Source organism: Desulfuromonas sp. DDH964, from assembly GCF_001611275.1.
Classification (GTDB): Bacteria; Desulfobacterota; Desulfuromonadia; order Desulfuromonadales; family DDH964; genus DDH964.
This window is the reverse complement of record NZ_CP015080.1, coordinates 1,035,522-1,050,438: the sequence shown is the minus strand read 5'-3', so window position 1 is coordinate 1,050,438 and position 14,917 is coordinate 1,035,522. Positions and strand designations below refer to the sequence as shown.

The 14,917-nt window shown below is 61.9% G+C and carries 16 protein-coding genes; 14 read left to right on the top strand and 2 right to left on the bottom strand.

From position 1 onward, the window contains the following. Nucleotides 1-60: 60 nt before the first annotated feature. The 12 genes from DBW_RS04680 to DBW_RS04625 all read left to right on the top strand — a co-directional run bounded on the left by DBW_RS04680 (nt 61) and on the right by DBW_RS04625 (nt 11,681). Nucleotides 61-2,028, top strand: coding sequence for a cache domain-containing protein (locus tag DBW_RS04680; RefSeq protein WP_066724953.1), 1,968 nt, complete (start codon nt 61-63; stop codon nt 2,026-2,028). A gap of 40 nt (nt 2,029-2,068) precedes the next feature. Further along, a complete protein-coding gene (locus DBW_RS04675) occupies nt 2,069-3,448 on the top strand; it encodes a sigma-54-dependent transcriptional regulator (protein WP_066724950.1) in 1,380 nt (459 codons plus the stop codon). A 427-nt stretch (nt 3,449-3,875) separates the two neighbouring features. Beyond that, entirely contained in the window at nt 3,876-4,469 is a 594-nt protein-coding gene (locus tag DBW_RS04670; protein WP_066724946.1) for an acetate uptake transporter, read from the top strand. Between the two features lie 121 nt (nt 4,470-4,590). Next, nucleotides 4,591-4,962 (top strand): hypothetical protein, encoded by a 372-nt coding sequence (locus tag DBW_RS04665; RefSeq protein ID WP_157471768.1) that lies wholly within the window; start codon nt 4,591-4,593, stop codon nt 4,960-4,962. Between the two features lie 153 nt (nt 4,963-5,115). Next, entirely contained in the window at nt 5,116-5,433 is a 318-nt protein-coding gene (locus DBW_RS04660) for a c-type cytochrome (protein ID WP_082820180.1), read from the top strand. A 138-nt stretch (nt 5,434-5,571) separates the two neighbouring features. Continuing rightward, the gene (locus tag DBW_RS04655) at nt 5,572-5,913 is read left to right on the top strand and encodes a transposase (protein ID WP_066724938.1); all 342 of its coding nucleotides are present in this window, start codon (nt 5,572-5,574) and stop codon (nt 5,911-5,913) included. Beyond that, a complete protein-coding gene (locus tag DBW_RS04650; protein ID WP_066724935.1) occupies nt 5,910-6,779 on the top strand; it encodes an IS3 family transposase in 870 nt (289 codons plus the stop codon). The genes DBW_RS04655 and DBW_RS04650 overlap by 4 nt, the downstream gene beginning before the upstream one ends. 58 nt (nt 6,780-6,837) lie before the next feature. Continuing rightward, on the top strand, nt 6,838-7,539 hold the full coding sequence (gene trmB, locus DBW_RS04645) for a tRNA (guanosine(46)-N7)-methyltransferase TrmB (RefSeq protein ID WP_066724930.1): 702 nt from the start codon (nt 6,838-6,840) through the stop codon (nt 7,537-7,539). Further along, complete coding sequence (truD, locus tag DBW_RS04640) at nt 7,532-8,764, top strand: tRNA pseudouridine(13) synthase TruD (protein ID WP_066724926.1); 1,233 nt, start codon at nt 7,532-7,534, stop codon at nt 8,762-8,764. Before trmB ends, truD begins: the two co-directional genes overlap by 8 nt. An 81-nt stretch (nt 8,765-8,845) precedes the next feature. Then, on the top strand, nt 8,846-9,202 hold the full coding sequence (locus DBW_RS04635; protein ID WP_066724922.1) for a DUF4212 domain-containing protein: 357 nt from the start codon (nt 8,846-8,848) through the stop codon (nt 9,200-9,202). Then, entirely contained in the window at nt 9,192-10,712 is a 1,521-nt protein-coding gene (locus DBW_RS04630) for a VC_2705 family sodium/solute symporter (RefSeq protein ID WP_066724920.1), read from the top strand. The genes DBW_RS04635 and DBW_RS04630 overlap by 11 nt, the downstream gene beginning before the upstream one ends. Nucleotides 10,713-10,865: 153 nt before the next feature. Next, nucleotides 10,866-11,681 (top strand): sugar phosphate isomerase/epimerase family protein, encoded by an 816-nt coding sequence (locus tag DBW_RS04625; RefSeq protein ID WP_335339862.1) that lies wholly within the window; start codon nt 10,866-10,868, stop codon nt 11,679-11,681. A 39-nt stretch (nt 11,682-11,720) separates the two neighbouring features. Here DBW_RS04625 and DBW_RS04620 read toward each other — a convergent pair whose 3' ends face one another. Next, entirely contained in the window at nt 11,721-12,173 is a 453-nt protein-coding gene (locus DBW_RS04620; RefSeq protein WP_066724918.1) for a universal stress protein, read from the bottom strand. A 266-nt stretch (nt 12,174-12,439) separates the two neighbouring features. Here DBW_RS04620 and DBW_RS04615 point away from each other — a divergent pair, with 266 nt between their 5' ends. Beyond that, a complete protein-coding gene (locus tag DBW_RS04615; RefSeq protein ID WP_066724913.1) occupies nt 12,440-13,222 on the top strand; it encodes an IclR family transcriptional regulator in 783 nt (260 codons plus the stop codon). 240 nt (nt 13,223-13,462) lie between these two features. Then, nucleotides 13,463-14,239 carry an alpha/beta hydrolase gene (locus DBW_RS04610; RefSeq protein ID WP_066724910.1) on the top strand — a complete coding sequence of 259 codons (777 nt, stop codon included), beginning with the start codon at nt 13,463-13,465 and terminating at the stop codon, nt 14,237-14,239. On the opposite strand, the gene coaE is transcribed toward DBW_RS04610, so the two are convergent. Continuing rightward, complete coding sequence (gene coaE, locus DBW_RS04605; RefSeq protein ID WP_066724907.1) at nt 14,205-14,819, bottom strand: dephospho-CoA kinase; 615 nt, start codon at nt 14,817-14,819, stop codon at nt 14,205-14,207. The genes DBW_RS04610 and coaE overlap by 35 nt on opposite strands. Nucleotides 14,820-14,917 lie beyond the last annotated feature (98 nt).

The following is a 14,917-nucleotide window of genomic DNA, read 5'->3' as shown; positions in this document are numbered from 1 at the left end:
GACACCCGGACCCCGTATACCGCATAATTCGTTAATTTTTCCAAAGAATTACCGGGGCCCATGAGTAGACACCTCTTCAAATTCGTCAACAACCTGAAGCTGCGCTGGAAGATGCTGGTGGTGGTGCTGCCGCTGGTGATCGTCCCCATCGTCCTCGTCGGCAGCGTGGTCGGTTACATCGCCGTGCGCCAGGCCTCCCTCGGAATTACCCAGACCAGCAAGGACGACCTCGATCACATGGCGACCTTCGCCATCGACCTGCTCAACTCCCACTACCAGCAGTTCCAGGTCTACAAGCAGGACAAGCAGAAGATCTTCATCCGCGACCTCGCTGCGCTCGACAATATCGCCTACAACCTGGTCGAGAGTGAAGATCGCCAGTACCGCAGGGGGCGACTCTCTCTCGCGGCCGCGCGGGAGGAGGCGAAGAAGGCGCTGCGCCGGGTCAATGTCGGCGACACCGGCTATATCTTCGCCATGACCAGCACCGGCGACCTCGCCATGCATGTCGCCCGCGAGGGGGAAAACATCTGGGACGAACAGGACGAGAACGGCCGCTACTTTATCCGCGAAATGGCCCGCTCGGCGGTCGCCTCGACCAGCGGCGAGGTCCAGTACATCATCTATCCCTGGCGCAATGCGGTCCTCGGCGACCGGGCGCCGCGCAAGAAGATCGCCGCCTTCCGCTATTTCAAGGAGTGGGACTGGATCATTGCCGCCAGCGGCTACCTCGAAGAGACCTACGAGGACATGGACTTCGAGCGCCGCTCTTTCGAGGAGCTCAAGGCCAAGCTGAAAAGCAAGAAGGTCGGTCAGACCGGCTACCTTTACTGCATGGATGGCAAGGGGACCTTTACCATTCACCCCGACGCCGAAGGGGAAAATCACCTCGAGGCTCGCGACAGCTCCGGGCATGCCTTCATCCGTGAGATGATCGAGAACAAGACCGGCTGGATTCGCTATCCCTGGCAGAACGCCGGCGACCGCGCGCCGCGCATGAAGATCGTGCGCTACGCCTATTTCGCCCCCTGGGACTGGATTGTGGCGGTCGGCTCCTACGAAGATGAGTTCTATCGGGAGGCGAATGCCATCAAGGGGCGGACCCTCACCAGCGTCCTGGTCCTGGTCCTGATGGCGAGTCTGGTCTCGGTCCTGACCGTCTCTCTCGCTGCCAAGGTGCTGACCGAGCCGATCCACCGCATGATTGCCGTCATCCGCCGCATCAAGCAGGGACGCCTCGACCAGCAGGTGGAAATCGAAAGTAACGACGAGCTCGGCGAACTCGCGGCGGCGTTCAACCGCATGACGGGGATCATGCGGCGCAACCAGGAGATGGAGACGGCTCTCGCCCAGCAGGGGAAGATGGCCTCCCTCGGCGTCCTCTCCTCGGGGGTCGCCCACGAGATCAACAACCCCCTCGGGGTCATTCTCGGCTACGCCAGCTACCTGGAGGGGAAACTCGCCCCCGAAGACCCCCACTATCATTACATCCACGAGATCAAGCGGGAGAGCAAACGCTGCAAGAAGATCGTCCAGGACCTGCTCAGCTATGCGCGCACCCCGAAACCGAACCTGGAAGAGACCGACCTCAACCTGCTCCTCGGCCAGATCGCGGATTTCGCCGCCAATCACGCCGACCTGCACCACGTCACCATCGAGCGCCAATTGGCGACGGACCTGCCGCAACTGCTCGCCGACGGCGACCAGCTGCGGCAGGTGGCGATCAACCTGATCCTCAATGCCGGCGCCGCCATGCCCGAAGGGGGAACCCTCACCATCCGCACCGAGCAGGACGAACCGGGCCGGGTGAAGATGGTTTTCAGCGACACTGGCGCGGGTATCCCGAGCGATTACCAGGAACGGATTTTTGAACCCTTCTTCACCACCAAGGCGCGCGGGACCGGTCTTGGCCTGGCGATTACCCGGCAGATTGTCGAATTGCACCACGGCCGGATCCACCTGGAAAGCAGCGTCGGCGTCGGCACCACCATCAGCGTCATACTTCCCGTCGACCGCGACCACGACTGATGCGCGAGCTTGACTTTTCCTCCTTCACGGGGCCCAAAGAATGACCCAGAAACGTATCCTGCTGATCGATAACGAGGAAGGCCTCTGCCGGATGATGACGGCAGTGCTCGCGGATCACGACTATGCCGTCCGCGCCTACACCCGTTCCTTTGAAGCGATGGAGGAATTCGACCCTGCCGCCTGGGACCTGGTGATCACCGACATCAAGATGCCGGGGATGGACGGCATGGAGGTGCTGCAACGGGTAAAGGAACGGGCGCCGACCCTGCCGGTCATCATGATCACCGCCTTTGCGACCGTGGAAATGTCGATCCAGGCCCTGCGCAAGGGGGCCTACGACATGCTGACCAAACCCTTCGAACCGGAGGAGCTGCTCTACCGGGTGAAGAACGCCCTGACCCAGACCCACCTGATCGAGGAGAACCGGGAACTGCGCGAGGAGCTGGCCGGCAAGTTCCGCTTCGACAAGATCATCGGCGCCTCAGCCGGGCTCAAGTCGGTACTGGAGAAGGCGGCCCGGGTCTCGGTCCGGGACACCTCGGTGCTGATTACCGGCGAATCGGGGACCGGCAAGGAGCTGATCGCCCAGGCCCTGCATTACAACTCGCCGCGCAAAGAGAAGCGTTTCGTCGCCATCAACTGCGGCGCGCTCCCCGAATCGTTGCTGGAAAGCGAGTTGTTCGGCTACAAAAAGGGCGCCTTCACCGGTGCCGCCCAGGACCGCCAGGGGCTGCTGGAAGCGGCGGACGGCGGCACCCTCTTCCTCGACGAGGTCGGCAACCTGCCGATGAACGTGCAAAAAACTTTGCTGCGTTTTTTGCAGGAACACGAATTCATGCGCCTCGGTGAGACCCGGCCAACCAAGGTCGACGTCCGGATCATCTCCGCCACCAACTCCGACCTGCAGGCCGCGGTCAAGGACGGCAGTTTCCGGGAAGATCTCTACTACCGCTTCAATGTCGTCAACCTGCATCTGCCGCCGCTGCGGGAACGCCGCAGCGATATCCCGCTGCTGATTGCTCACTTCATCCGCGAACAGAACGTCAAGTTCGGCACCCGGGTCAAAGGGCTGACCCCGGAGGCACTGGCGGTCGCCTGCGATTTCGGCTGGCCCGGCAATATCCGGCAGTTGTGCAATGCCATCGAGGCTTCAATGGCCATCGAGACGGGGGAGACCATCACCCTGCCGGTCTTCTCCCAGTTCATTGCGACCGGACCGCCTGCAGAAGTAACCGAGGAGCAGGAAGACGACAGCGACTACGCCTCCGCCATGGCGCGCTTTGAAACCTCCTATCTCCGGGAACTTTTGCGCCGCCATCAATGGAACGTCGAGGCGGCGGCCCGGGAAGCGGGAATGAACATGGCCACGATTTACCGCAAACTGAAGAAGTACGACCTGCGCAAGGAAGACCAGGAGTGAGCCTGCCCCCCGGGGCACCCCGCAACCTTCGCACAACTGCAAAAACGCACCAGCGCTTTTGCTCTCCCGCAAATCCGCCGACCCGCCCGCTCAAAACAAACCCCAACTATTTGAATTTAAAGCCTATTTTCTGGGGGCAAAATACTTCCGGCGACTTTCGGCCTGGTTCCGTCCGGCCGCTGGCCGCCCGTTTTTTGCAAAGCTGCAAAATGATACCCTTCGCAACGCGCGCCGACGCTGGCGGCGGATGGCGCAAAACCTTTGTTTTTAAAGGTAAATTAATTTTTTCCCCGAATCCTCGGAGTTGGTACGCCGGTTGCTAAAACAAAACCACGTTACTCCATCTCTCGGCACCAGGTGGGGTCGGTTGTTGAGGGACAGCCGACCCCACGCCGGGCTTCCGCCCAAGGCGCTCAAGGAGGACTTCATGCCTGAAACTTCCCGCCACGAACCGCAGCTGTCACTGCCGCCGGCCCCCCTTGCCCTGCTCTTCCTCGGTGCGACGGCCAGCCTTTACGGGCTCCACAACTGCGGCCTCTTCACCCTTGACCCACGACTGCTCGGTACCGGCCTCTTTTACGGCGGGATCGGCCTGGTCCTGACCGGGATCGCCGACTGGCGGCACCACTCCCCCCTCGGCGCGGTTGTCGGCATCGCCTACGGCCTCTTCTGGCTCTCGCTGCTGGGCATGATTGCCCTGCCGGCCGCCGGCTACGGCCATTCCCCGGCAACCATCTCGACCGGAGCCTACCTGGCGATCTGGGGGCTCTTTACCGCGGTCCTCTTTGTCGGCGTTGAACAGGGGGGGCGAGGTCTGCAGGCGACCCTTGGCCTGCTGCTGGCAAGCCTGCTCCTCCTCGCCGTCGGTGAACTCGGCGCCGCGCCCCTGCCGCGCATGGCTGGCGGCTGGCTCGCCCTGGCTGCCGGAGTGGTCGCCCTGCACAACGGCACTCTGCGACTCCTCTTCGAGGCCGGTCGTCGCCGCCAGACAGCAACCCGCACCCCGGTCGGCACCCCCTGACCGCTGCCGCGAGGCTTGACATTCTCTGCGCCGCCGGGTAATTTTAGCGAGGAAATTGCGAAAATTAAGGCAGCGCAACCCGGTACGACCTGCGCTGCAAGGGTAAGCGATGAATGCCAAAATGAGCCAACACCTGACCCTGCTCGGCCTTTGCGCCATGGCCTTTTACGGGGTAATGCTTGCCACCGGGACCCTTTCGATCGAGGTCATGCCCCAGTTCGTCGTTTCCGCCCTGATCTTTCTGACGTCGGGGCGGCTGCTGCGGCGCTCCGCGCGCGCGCGCGGCGACGAGGAACCGAACAGCGATGAGGAGCCCCGGACCAAGGTGGAGGCCGACTGGCCCTGGCTGACCGCCCTCCTCAACTGGAGCGCCGCCCTGCTGATCATCGGCATCATGGCGATCATCATCATGAAGCCGGCCGGCGTCAGCTTCAGCGAGGCCATCCAGCAGTCGGACGCGCACGAGCATTATTTTTCTACCGCCGTCCCCTGAGCCGGTTTCTGTCATGGTCAACAGGCCCCGCCGCCGGTCCCGGATGGCGGGGTTTCGTTTTACTGCGCCCCGAGGCGCAAAGGGCTCGCCGCTGTCCCTGATTCGCCGGGGGGCGCCGCCGATCATCCGACAGCTGGCATACCTTGGAGCTCGATGATGTCACGCTACCTGTTGCTCCCCTTCCTGCTCTTTTCCGCCCTGGCCCTGACCCAGACGGCAGCGGCCGATGAGGCCCAGGCCCGAGAGCTTCTCAACGCGCAGGGGTGCAAGGGCTGTCACCGCCTCGGCGGTGAGGGGGGGACGGTCGGGCCAGACCTGACGGGGGTGGGCGCGAGATTGTCCCGGGAACAGCTCCGGCAACAGCTCCTCGACCCGCGCAGCCGCAACAGCGACGGCAGCATGCCAGCCTTCAACCACCTCCCGGCCAATGACATCGAAACCCTTGTCGATTTCCTCGCCGAACTCCGCTAACCTCCCTCCGTGGTTGAAAAAACCACCTCCCTGTGGTAACGTCCGCGAGCAATGCTGACCGCCGAGAAACGGTGGGGCGGCGTCGGTTTTCTTGGACACTGAATTGGGGTAAAGTCCTCGTGTCCAAGGAGATTGAAAATGACCAAACAGAACCAGAACGAAACCGTTACAGGGCCGTTGGCCGAGGGACAACGCTGGAGTGCTGCCCGCAAGCGTGAAGTTGTCCTGCGTCTGCTGCGGGGCGAATCGGTGGACGAGCTGTCCCGCGAGCTGAGTATTGAGATCTACCGCCTGGAGCAGTGGCGGGAGAAAGCGTTGGCCGGGATCGATGAGTCGCTGAAAAAGCGCCAGAACGATCCCGTTCAGGCGGAACTCAACCAGGCCATGCGCCGGATCGGCGAGTTGACCATGGAGAACGAACTGCTGTGGGAACGGGTTAAAAAACCCGGCCCTTTAGCCAAACGGAGGTCGTCGAAATGAGCCAAACGATCTCCCTGGGAGCCGACAGGCCCTACGGCGTTCAACGGGTTTGCGCTATCTGGGAGCAGGCTCGCTCCTCGTTCTACCATGCCTCGCGCCCGGTTGCGCCAGCGGTTCTCAAACGTCGTGGCCCAAGGCCGTTAATCAGCGACGAGAACCTGTTGGCTCTGATCCGTGATGACCTGGCCGCCTCTCCGTTCACGGGCGAGGGGCACCGCAAGGTCTGGGGGCGGTTACGCTACCGCGATGGCCACCGCGTGCCACGCAAACGGGTTCTGCGGCTCATGCGCGAGAACCATCTGCTTTCTCCGCACCGGGGTCGTCCCAAGGCCGCCAAGACGCATGATGGCAAGATCATCACCCTGGCCCCCAACCTGATGTGGGGCACCGATGGTACTCGCGTCTTCACTCTTGACGAGGGCTGGGTCTGGATCTTTACCGCCGTGGAGCACTGGAACGCCGAATGCGTCGGCTGGCATGTGTGTAAGACCGGCGACCGTTATGCCGCCCTTCAACCGCTGTCCATGGCCCTGAGCCGCCTTTACGGCAGCGTAGAAAAAGGAATTGCCCGAGGGCTATCCCTGCGTATGGATCATGGCCCCCAGTACCTCTCCGACCATTTTCAGAACCAAATCAAGTTCTGGGGGATCACTCCCAGCTTTGCCTTCGTTGCCGAACCTCAGACCAACGGAGTGGCCGAACGGTTCAATCGCACCTTGAAAGAGCAAGCCATCTATGGCCGAGTATTCCGCAATGTCGATGATGTTCGCAACGCAGTAAAAACCTTCGTTGAGCTTTACAACAGCGAATGGCGTGTCGAGAAAAACGGCTTCAGGTCGCCCGACGAAATCCGTCAGGCGGCATAATCTAAACTTGTGTCCAAGGAACCGGTTCCGCTACACCGCCGAGAAACGGACCCTGCCCATGACCCAGCGAATCATCCCGATCGATTCAGCACTCTTCGTCCCTGAAGAGGTCCTCGCTACCAGCGCTGATCTCTCCGGTCTCTTTTCCCGCAAGGCTCCGCTGGAGCTGGAAATCGGCTGTGGCATCGGCGACTTCATCCTGCAGTTGGCGAGGGAAAAACCCGAGTCCAATTTCCTCGCTATCGACATTTACAACAAGGGTTGCCTGAAAACCTGCCGCCGCCTGGAAAAAGAGGGCCTCGACAACGTCCGCGTCCTGCGCCTCGAAGCCCGTTACCTTCTCGTTCACTTCTGCAAGCCCGGCGAGCTGGCGGCAATCTACATCAACTGTCCCGACCCCTGGCCCAAGAAACGTCACCGCAAGCGGCGCCTGGTCAACCGGGATTTCCTGCAAACCCTCCTCTATCACCTGGCGCCGACCGGTGAGCTCTTCTTCAGCAGCGACATAGCCGACTATGCCGCCGAGGTCGCCGAGCAGATCGCGACCCTCCCCGGGTTTCGCAACCGCCTCCCGGCCCCGGTCGTCACCGACCTGCCGGGCTACCCCCGCTCCAAGTACATGCGCCGCTTCCTCGAGCACGGCCAGCCGATCCACTTTCTCCACGCTTACCGCGACCCGTGCTGGCTGGCCGACCCGGCCGAACTGCCGGCGGTGCAAACCGGATTCAGGGTTCGCTGGAGCAACGCCGGCAATGGCTGAGACCTTTTTGACCGCTTCCCTCCCCGGCATCGGCGGGCGCATCAAGGTTTCGCCTGAGGACTTCCGGGTAGAGGAGATCCCCCTCTATCCCCCCTGCGGGGAGGGCGATCACCTCTACCTCGAGGTCGAGAAGACCGGGTTGACGACCTTTGACCTGCTCCAGCAGGTCTCCCGGGCGTTGGGGGTCAAGGAGCGGGAACTCGGCTACGCCGGGCTCAAGGACGCCCGGGCGACCACCCGGCAGACGATCTCGGTGCCCGGTGTCGATGCGGCGCGCGCCCTGGCGCTGACGATTCCCGGGGTCCGCATCCTCAGTGCCACCCGCCACCGCAACAAGCTTCGCACCGGCCACCTGGCCGGCAATCGTTTTGTCATCCGCGTTCGCGATGTCGGACCCGGCGCTCTTGATGCGGCCCTTGATATTCTCCATGTGCTGGCGGACCTCGGCGTCCCCAACCGCTTCGGCCCGCAGCGCTATGGTGCCCTCGGCAATTCTCACCGGGTTGGCCGCGCCCTGCTGCAGGGGGAGTTCGACGTCGCGGTCCGCGAGATCCTCGGCACCCCGGAGGCGATCAGCAACCCGCGCTGGCGCCAGGCGGCAGAGGCGTTCAGCAACGGCGATATCGAAACGGCCCTTGCAGCCCTCCCCCGGCGCTTCCGGGACGAGCGGCGGATGCTGCAGCAGCTGCGGGACGGCAGCTCTACCAGGGCAGCACTCATGGGGCTGCCGCGCAAACTCCTGCGGCTCTACCTTTCAGCCCTGCAATCGCACCTCTTCGATCGCCTGGTGACCATGCGCCTTACCTCTCTCGGCACCCTCTGGAGCGGCGACCTCGCCTATAAACACGCCAACGGCGCCTGCTTTTCGGTGCTTGACCCCGCCGCCGAACAGCCCCGGGCCGACGCCTTCGAGATCAGCCCCTCCGCCCCCCTTTTCGGCTACAAGGTGACCCTCGCAGCGGGTCAGGCCGGCCTGCTGGAGCGAGCGCTGCTCGACAAGGAGAAGCTCTGCCCCGCCGACTTTCGCCTCGGCGAAGGGCTCAGCATGGAAGGAGAGCGCCGCCCCTTGCGGGTGCCCCTGGCCGATGTCAACGTCACCCGGCAGGGCTCCGACCTGCTGCTCACCTTTGCCCTGCCGCGGGGAAGCTTCGCCACCAGCGTTCTTGCCGAAGTGATGAAACCGGCAGCAGAGGAGAGTGATCTGGCGGCCTGCACTGTGGCATAATCGACCTGCCACAACCATCTTGATTTTGTCATCGGCGCGGTGACCCGGCCGGGTCACTTCAGCAGCGACAAGGAGGGTTCGATGTCCAGAGGGAGCAAAGTCGAGGCGCCGGAGAAAGACTACCGGGTCAATTTCTTTCGGCCCCGCCCCGGGTTCATGCGCCGGGAAGTACGCTTCATCTGGCTGATGCTGGCCGGCTGGGGGTTATTGATCTTCGGCTTCCCCCTCTACCTGGTTTCGGCGGAATGGACGGCCGACGGCACCGGCCCTTTGACCGCCACGACCATCTTCGGCTTTCCTTTCCACTACTGGTTCAGCGGCCAATTTCTCATCCTCTGGTTCATTCTCCTCTGTTTCCTGTTCAATCTCCTCGTCGACCATCTGATCGATCGCTACCGCCATCCACGCGCCCACGGGGGAGGCCGCCATGTCCACTGAAGCCTTCAAGGCAACGCCAGCCCTGCTGCTGGTTCTGGCGCTGGTGATCTTCCTTTTGGTCGGGCTCTTCGGCAGCCTCCGCCGCCAAACCGGGTCCTCCTATTACGGTATCGGCGTCCGCTCCATCGGCCGCATCGGCATCGGCGCCGCCATTGCCTCCAACTGGATGAGTGCCGCATCCTTCCTTGGCATCGCCGGCATCTTCTACCTGAAAGGCTATTTCGCTTTTGCTTATGTGGTCGGCTGGACTGGCGGCTACGTGCTGCTGCTGATCCTGATGGCGGGTCAGATCCGCCGCTTCGGCAAATATACCGCGCCGGAATTTGTCGGCGCCCGCTACGATTCGCCGCTGGCCCGGCTGATCGCCGCGGTGGTGGCAATCCTGATCTCGCTGATCTATTGCATCGCCCAGTACAAGGGGATCGGGCTGGTCTTCTCCTGGATTTTCGGCCTCGATTATACCCATTCCCTGTTGCTCGGAACCCTGGTGGTCATTTCCTACCTGGTGCTCTCCGGGATCCTCGGCGCTGCCCGCAACCAGCGTTTTCAGTATGCGGTCCTGATACTTTCTTTCCTCATCCCGCTGATGTTGATTGCCAGGAAACTCGGTTACAACTGGCTGCTCCCCCAGTTCAGCTACGGTGAGGCCCTGCAGGACCTCGCCGCCACTCCGGCTCGGATGGAAACGGCGCCCTGGGCCCATGGCACCCCCTATCAATGGCTGGCGCTCTGCATCACCCTGATGGTCGGCACCGCCGGCCTGCCCCACGTGCTGTCCCGTTTTTATACCGTCCCCAATGTCCGTGACGCCCGCTGGAGCGTCGTCTGGGGCCTCTGCTTTATCGGCCTGCTCTACTGGAGCGCTCCGGCCTATGCGACCTTCGCCCACCTCTGGGAAGCCAGGAACGGAACCCCCCCTCTCCCTCCGGATATGGCGGACCTGGTGGTCATCAAGGCCGGCGAATGGGCGGGGGTACCGATCTGGGCCGTCGGCATTATCGCCGTCGGTGCCATCAGCGCGGCCTTTTCCACCGTCAGCGGTCTGCTGATCACCGGAGCCGGCGCCTTCTCCTACGACATCTACTGCCGTTTCCTCAATCCCCAGGCGACCGAACAGGAACGGATGCAGATCGCCAAGGGGGCGACCCTGGTACTGGCGGCGCTGGTGCTGCTCGTCGCGGCCCAGCCATTGGGGCTGATAGCGGAGGTCACCGCGGTAGCCTTCGCCCTCGCCGGCAACACCCTTTTCCCGGTCTTTCTCCTTGGCATCTGGTGGGATCGGGCCAACAAGCAGGGCGCCATCGCCGGCATGCTGACCGGCATCGTGATCACCTTCGGAGCGATGCTGCTGCCGACCGGAAGCCTGCTCGGCACCCTCTTTCCAGCAACCTCCTCCGCCTTCCTCGGCGCTCCACTGGTTATCCTCGTCATGATTGCCACCTCGTTGGCGACGCCGCAACCTCCCGAGGAAATTCGCCGCTTCCTCGCCGAGGAGGTTCATAGCCCCTGATGGGCTGCCAACCATTGTTATCCGCTAATACACCACAGCCGCTGCCCTCTTGAGTCTTGGACAAACACCCCCATCGAGCCCCTTGACAAGGCCCGTTGTTCCCGGTAGAAAAAGTAACTTTCAAAAAAGCGTTCTACAAAAAACGACAACGCCGTGATCAAGCTGATACTGTCTGCAGGCAGTCTCTATACACTCCCCCTGGACAAGGTTTTTGAAATTGCCCGGGATACGGGGTTCGAAGGAATGGAAGTCATTATCGGCTATGATTTCCAGTACGGGGATAACCTCGCCCTGCTCAAGGACCTGCAGCAGATTCTCCCCATCGCCTCGTTACATGCCCCGTTTCTGGAACTTGACGGCTGGGGTGACAAAATCGCGCAGGTGATTCGCACCACCGAACTGGCGCTGCAGGCCGAGGTGCCGCTGATCAACTTCCATCCCCCCGCCTGGATGGCCCTTGAGTTCCGGTTTTGGAACTGGTTCAATAAAGTCAAGGACTTCCAGAGCTTTCTCGGGCAGGACACGGTCCAGATTACCATCGAAAACATGCCCGCCACCGGCGCCTTTGGTCTCAACCCCTACCTCCTCGCCCAGACCCAGAAAATGATTGACTTCATCGATGCCCACAACCTCTTCCTGACCTTCGACACCGCTCACATGGGTTCCTCGAAGGCTGACTTCCTGCACGATTTCCACCTGCTTTATAATTCCGGGCGCATGCGCAACATCCATTTTTCCGATTATGGCTACGGCCGCGAACATCTCCTGCCCGGGCATGGCGTCCTGCCATTGACCCGTTTTTTAAACCACCTGCGGGAAACCGGCTATAACGCCTCCCTGGTCCTGGAACTGTCTCCCCATGAATTTCCGGAAGAAGAGAGCCAGATTCGCGAGGCGATGGCGGAGATTTTCGCTTATCTCTGCGCGGAGACACGCCACCCGGCACCATCGCAGGCAGCGATCATCTAATTCCTGACAGCCGGGAGGGGAAACGGGGAGAGGGGGAACCTAGCGGACGATGTAGACTGAACAGCGGGCGTGAAGGGCAACCTTGGTGGAAACACTCCCGAGCAGGGTTCGTTTCATCCGTCCCTTGCCGGAAGAGCCGATAACGATGACATCGCACTCCTTCTCCTCGGCAAGGTTCAGGATTTCCTCGGCAGCATCTCCATAGACAACGAGGCTTTCCAGCGGGACCTTCTGTTCGGCGGCGACCTTCTCGACCACGTAGAAGAGCCGTTTCCTGGTCTCTTCCCAATTGGGTCGTTCGGTTACCGGCGGTGACGGGAAAAAATCGGTAAAAGAGGGGGGGCGCATGCTGGGCAGGACCAAAACGGCATAGACTATGCTTTTCATTCGACTGGCGGCGGCAGCGGCGAGTCGGACCGCCTCTTCGGCCGCCTTGTCGGACTGTGGTGACCCATCAACGGCGACGAGAATCTTTTTGCCAATATTGAGCATTGTCTCCTCCCCGAATCCGGACCTAATCTAGCGGAAAGCGACCGAACTGTCAATCGGCAGACCGGTTGCAGTTGACTTTTTTAAAACAACATTTTATATTTTCCGAAACTACCAGAATTGTGGTTCGGGTTATTTTTCTGCAGCGGGCGTGCCAATGGCCCATATTTCGCATTTTGTTCCAGTTCTTCTTGACATGCTGGTACGAATAAATAATATGTGGACGGCGAAGCCCCCTGATCAATTCTCTGGAGAGGGAAAATTTCATCATGGCGAAAAAAGACAAAGCTGAATATATCATCCAGGCCGTCTCCCATGCCCTGGACCTGCTTGAGCAATTTCATGACGACGTCGATGAGCTCGGCGTGACGGAGCTAAGCAAGCGCCTCAAGTTGCACAAGAACAATGTGTTCCGACTCCTGGCGACATTGGAGTCCCGTGGCTACATCGAACAGAACAAGGCGACCGAGAACTACCGCCTGGGACTCAAATCCCTGGAACTGGGGCAGACCTTCATCAAACAGATGGGCCTGTTGCGCCAGGCCAAACCGATCCTCGAGAAGCTGGTGGCCGACTGCAATGAGACCTCCTACGTCGCCATCTTCAAGGAAGGCTATATCGTTTACCTCGATGTCGTCGAGACTGACCTCACGGTCCGCGTAGTCTCCCGGGTCGGTTCGCGGCTCCCCGCCTACTGTACCGCTGCCGGCAAAGTTCACCTCGCCTTCATGTCCGACGAGGAGGTCGATGCGATTCTGCCTCCCGGAGAACTCAAGCAATATTCCGCCAACACCTTCAGCAACCGGGAGGCCCTCAAGCGTGAGCTGCGGGCGGTTGCCGAGCAGGGATACGCCATCGACAACGAAGAACTCGACCTGGGGGTCCGTTGTGTCGCGGCACCCATCCGCGATTACACTCGCCGCATCGTCGGGGCCGTCAGCATTTCGGGCCCTTCCATGCGCCTGGGGGACGACCGCATCGTCAAGGAGCTGGTGCCGCTGGCCCTGCAGGCGGCGGAGGAGCTGTCGACACGCCTCGGCTACCACCGCTGAAACCGACCCACTTCGAAAAACCCCTGGCTTGCCAGGGGTTTTTTTTTGCCCGGTTCATCTGGCCGCTTTGACACCGGATCGGGGGAATGCTAGAATCTAGCTAGAATTATTGAATAATTTCAGGAGGGAAGGGATTCGATGCGATCATCCCACAGACAGTCCCAGCACCCCCCTCCTCCCGTTGTAATAGACGCGACAATTCCGGAGGGGAAAAGACAGTCCCCCGCCTCCTTGGAACAGATGATTCTGGAGGCACGGCAGCAGGGGGTGACCCGCGATGACGCCTTTCCTTTTCTGCTGGAGCCGGAAGGGCGCCCCGTGGGGGGAGTGTTGCTGGTTCACGGTTTTACCGCTACGCCCTGGGAGATGCGCCTCCTCGCCGAAGGGTTGGCAACGGCCGGCTATCTCGCCCTGGCGGTTCGCCTGCCCGGGCACGGCACCCGGCCCGAGGACCTGGCCAGCCGCAACCGTCACGACTGGCTGGAGACGGTAGCCGTGGGGTACCGGTTATTGCGGGAGCGGGACCAGCCGGTCTTCGGTGTCGGCATGAGTACTGGTGGGCTGTTGCTGGCGACACTGGCAACCCGGGAGCCGCTGGTGGCGCTGGCACTACTCAGCCCCTTCCTGCGCCTGGCCCACCCCCTGGCGCCCCTGGCCGGGCTGCTCAAGCGCTGGCATCCCTACCAGGAACGACCGCTGGCCACGGGGAGCGAAAAACACTACTATCGCCGCCGGCCACTGGCCGGAATCGCTGAAGTGCAACATCTCGCCCGCGAACTCGCCCCGCGCCTGCCGCAGCTGATACTGCCGGTCCTGGCGATTGCGGCGGAAGGCGACGAAACCGTCGATGTGGCCAGCGGGTTGACCCTCTTCCAGCGCCTGGGGAGCCGGCACAAGGAGTACCACCGGTTCGGCCCCGGCGCTCCCCATGTCCTGGCCACCGCCGAGAATCCCTTCCAGGTGCGGGTTCTGGAGCAGCTGCTCAGCTTTTTTGCCGCGGCGCCGGGGTGGCGGTAAGCCGCGTCCAGAGGGCAGCGACCTGATCTTCGGTGAGCTTGCGGCTGCCGGAATTGTCGATGACGAAGTCGGCACGGGCGAGCTTTTCAGCCTGGGGCATCTGGGCAGCGACCCGCTGCCGGGCCGCCTCGGCATCGAGGCCATCCCGACGCATCAGCCGCTGCAGCTGCACTTCGGGGTCGACCGTTACGACCAGCACCCGGTCGACGCGATCGCTCGCTCCTGCCTCGAAGAGGAGTGGCGCCTCATAGACAACCAGTGGCGCTCCGCTGCGACGTAATATGGCAAGCTCTTCCTCGGCAAGGGCGGCGATCGCAGGATGAATGATTCGATTGAGGTCCTGGCGGGCCGCCGGATCGGCAAAGATCATGGTTCCCAGCCGGGCCCGGTCCAATTTTCCGCTGGACGCGAGGATTTCCGCCCCGAAACGTTCGACCAGCCGGGCCAGGGTTGCCGAACCGGGGCGGACGGCCTCCCGGGCCAGCTGGTCGGCGCTGACCAGGACCGCGCCACGGGCTTCGAACATGGCGCTGACAGTGCTCTTGCCCGAGGCGATGCTGCCGGTAATACCAAGGATCATTTAAGCAACCTCTTTAGGGGGTTTTCCCGCACAAGCTTTCACCACCAGGGACAGGTTGTCAACCGCTTTCAGAAGACCGCCCGGAGCGGTGGAAAGGA

What these genes read in the sequence shown, in the direction of transcription:
- DBW_RS04675 (WP_066724950.1), top strand. Translation starts at nt 2,069, where the DNA reads ATGACCCAGAAACGTATCCTGCTGATCGATAACGAGGAAGGCCTCTGC.
- DBW_RS04620 (WP_066724918.1), bottom strand. Translation starts at nt 12,173, where the DNA reads ATGCTCAATATTGGCAAAAAGATTCTCGTCGCCGTTGATGGGTCACCA.
- truD (WP_066724926.1), top strand. Translation starts at nt 7,532, where the DNA reads ATGGCTGAGACCTTTTTGACCGCTTCCCTCCCCGGCATCGGCGGGCGC.
- DBW_RS04635 (WP_066724922.1), top strand. Translation starts at nt 8,846, where the DNA reads ATGTCCAGAGGGAGCAAAGTCGAGGCGCCGGAGAAAGACTACCGGGTC.
- DBW_RS04650 (WP_066724935.1), top strand. Translation starts at nt 5,910, where the DNA reads ATGAGCCAAACGATCTCCCTGGGAGCCGACAGGCCCTACGGCGTTCAA.
- DBW_RS04680 (WP_066724953.1), top strand. Translation starts at nt 61, where the DNA reads ATGAGTAGACACCTCTTCAAATTCGTCAACAACCTGAAGCTGCGCTGG.
- DBW_RS04630 (WP_066724920.1), top strand. Translation starts at nt 9,192, where the DNA reads ATGTCCACTGAAGCCTTCAAGGCAACGCCAGCCCTGCTGCTGGTTCTG.
- DBW_RS04615 (WP_066724913.1), top strand. Translation starts at nt 12,440, where the DNA reads ATGGCGAAAAAAGACAAAGCTGAATATATCATCCAGGCCGTCTCCCAT.
- trmB (WP_066724930.1), top strand. Translation starts at nt 6,838, where the DNA reads ATGACCCAGCGAATCATCCCGATCGATTCAGCACTCTTCGTCCCTGAA.
- DBW_RS04610 (WP_066724910.1), top strand. Translation starts at nt 13,463, where the DNA reads ATGATTCTGGAGGCACGGCAGCAGGGGGTGACCCGCGATGACGCCTTT.
- DBW_RS04660 (WP_082820180.1), top strand. Translation starts at nt 5,116, where the DNA reads ATGATGTCACGCTACCTGTTGCTCCCCTTCCTGCTCTTTTCCGCCCTG.
- coaE (WP_066724907.1), bottom strand. Translation starts at nt 14,819, where the DNA reads ATGATCCTTGGTATTACCGGCAGCATCGCCTCGGGCAAGAGCACTGTC.
- DBW_RS04655 (WP_066724938.1), top strand. Translation starts at nt 5,572, where the DNA reads ATGACCAAACAGAACCAGAACGAAACCGTTACAGGGCCGTTGGCCGAG.
- DBW_RS04665 (WP_157471768.1), top strand. Translation starts at nt 4,591, where the DNA reads ATGAGCCAACACCTGACCCTGCTCGGCCTTTGCGCCATGGCCTTTTAC.
- DBW_RS04670 (WP_066724946.1), top strand. Translation starts at nt 3,876, where the DNA reads ATGCCTGAAACTTCCCGCCACGAACCGCAGCTGTCACTGCCGCCGGCC.